4 protein-coding genes and 1 pseudogene are annotated in these 1,969 nt (G+C 70.5%); 3 read left to right on the forward strand and 2 right to left on the reverse strand.

All coding sequences use genetic code 11. From position 1 onward, the window contains the following. Nucleotides 1-520 (forward strand): TetR family transcriptional regulator (locus WBP48_RS13125; RefSeq protein WP_424441124.1); only part of this gene is annotated, 520 nt, incomplete at its 5' end. Between the two features lie 12 nt (nucleotides 521-532). Here WBP48_RS13125 and WBP48_RS13130 read toward each other — a convergent pair. Together WBP48_RS13130 and WBP48_RS13135 are read right to left on the reverse strand one after the other, a co-directional pair. Further along, nucleotides 533-937 (reverse strand): PIN domain-containing protein, encoded by a 405-nt coding sequence (locus WBP48_RS13130; RefSeq protein WP_424441126.1) that lies wholly within the window; start codon nucleotides 935-937, stop codon nucleotides 533-535. Beyond that, complete coding sequence (locus WBP48_RS13135) at nucleotides 934-1,158, reverse strand: ribbon-helix-helix protein, CopG family (RefSeq protein ID WP_424441130.1); 225 nt, start codon at nucleotides 1,156-1,158, stop codon at nucleotides 934-936. The genes WBP48_RS13130 and WBP48_RS13135 overlap by 4 nt, the downstream gene beginning before the upstream one ends. A gap of 175 nt (nucleotides 1,159-1,333) precedes the next feature. Between WBP48_RS13135 and WBP48_RS13140 the strand changes: the two genes are divergently transcribed. After that, entirely contained in the window at nucleotides 1,334-1,786 is a 453-nt protein-coding gene (locus WBP48_RS13140) for a DUF6325 family protein (RefSeq protein WP_424441128.1), read from the forward strand. A gap of 1 nt (nucleotide 1,787) precedes the next feature. Continuing rightward, nucleotides 1,788-1,969: pseudogene (locus tag WBP48_RS13145) on the forward strand (SHOCT domain-containing protein); the annotation flags it as partial.

Genomic DNA, 1,969 nt, shown 5'->3' on the forward strand with positions numbered 1-1,969 from the left:
GGGCTACGACGGCGCGACGATGCGTGCGATCGCCGAGCGGGCGGGCGTCGATCCGGCGCTGCTGCACCACTACTTCGGAACGAAGTCGGCGCTGTTCGCCGCGACGGTCGACGTCCCGGTCGATCCGCGCAAGCTCATCGGCGGCGCGCTGTCGGGCGACCTCGACGGCGCCGGCGAGCGCCTCGTGCGTGCGGTCGTGACGCTGTGGGACGACCCCGCGTTTCGCTCCCGCGGCGTCGCGCTCATCCGCGCCGTCATCGGCGGCCGGCGCACGTCGTCGCTACTGCTGGGATTCGTCTCGCGCGAGATTCTGCACCGGATCGGCGACCGCCTCGGCGGCGGCCCGTCGGCACAGCGGCGCGCGACTCTCGTGGCGAGCCAGATCGTCGGACTGATCGTCACGCGGTACGTGATCGAACTGGAACCGCTGGCGTCGGCATCCCCCGACGAGATCGTCGCCGACCTCGCTCCCACCGTCCAGCGCTACCTCACCGGGGACCTCGACAGCAGCGCCGGTTGAGCGCCCGCGTCGTCACAGCGCCGCAGCAGGCGGGACGGCAAGCCCACGCGAGACGAGGTCCCGCACATCGCAGCTGACCAGGATGGCGCCTGTCCGTTCCGCCGCGGCCACGTACGCCGCGTCGTAGACCGAGATACCGAGCTCGGCGGCGATGGACACTGTCGCCGATAGCAGCGCCGGATCGACTCGCGTCAGCCCGCCGTCATCCGCGAGAGCTGCGACACGAAGGCGAAGGCGCTCGGCCACCGCCTCGTCGCGCCAGCTGCGCACGGCGACGTTCGTCACTTCGTAGTAGGCGAGATCGATCGTCGACAACGCGTGCGCACCACGCAGGAGGCGCCGGGCATCGTCATGGTTCTCGTCGCCGGCATCCTCGCTCGCGAGCAGCACACTCGCGTCGAGAAGCCGAAGACTCATCGCTCGGGCCGGCTCGCCTTGAGAACGCCGGCGACATCGCCGCCGCGGTCGACCGGCGCGGCGGTCATCGCATCGATCTGCGCCATGCGCTCGGCGCGTGCGGTACTGCGCCGACGCAGCATCTCCTCGGCCAGTTCGCGCAACAGTCCGCTGCGCGACTGGCCTCGGCGATCTGCCTCGAGGTCGACAGCGTGCAGCACCTCGTCGGGGAGAGACACCATCACCTTGGCCCTGCCGAGAGTATACCCGGTATTGCCAAACGCCACCCCACCGTCCCCGCGAAGCGCTCGCCCGCCGCTCAACCACCGCTCACCCGCCGCGAGGGATTCGCGGCCCGCGGCCTCGCCGCGCGCCGACCCGCGGGGGCAGAATCGGCTCGACAGAAAGGACACACCTGTGACCGACTTCCGCTTCGGACCCGTCGAGCTGTATCTCATCAGCCTCGACGGCGACCGGCCCACCCCTGGCATCATCGCCGCCCTCTCCGACTCGATCGCCACGGGCGTCGTGCGGCTGCTCGACTTCGTCATCGTCAGCAAGGATGCCGACGGCACCGTCACTGCGATCGATCTCGACGAAGAGGGCGAGCACTTCGGGTTCGGCGACATCGAGTTCGCCGCGATCGGCATCACGGGGCAGGAGGACATCGACGCGTTCGCCGAGCTCGTCGCCCCCGGAACGTCGTCGGCGATCGTCGCGCTCGAACTCACGTGGGCGACCCGACTCGCGTCGAGCCTCGCGGCCTCGGGCGCCGAGGTCATCAGTACGGAGCGCATCCCCGCGCCGGTCGTCAACGCCATCGTCGACCTCGCAGAGAGCGAAGCCGACGCAGAGAACGAAGGAGACTGACATGCCCATCGGAAGAGTAGGACGCCCGGGCCTCGTCGGCCTCGCCGCACGCACTGCCGTCGTCACCGGCACGGCGAACGCTATGAACAACCGTGCCGCCGCACAGCGCCAGGACGCCGTCGCGCAGCAGCAGTACCAGGCCGCGCAGCAGCAGGCGCAGATCGATGCCGCGGCCGCCGCGGC

Source organism: Microbacterium sp., from assembly GCF_049661145.1.
In the GTDB taxonomy this organism is placed as follows: Bacteria; Actinomycetota; Actinomycetes; order Actinomycetales; family Microbacteriaceae; genus Microbacterium.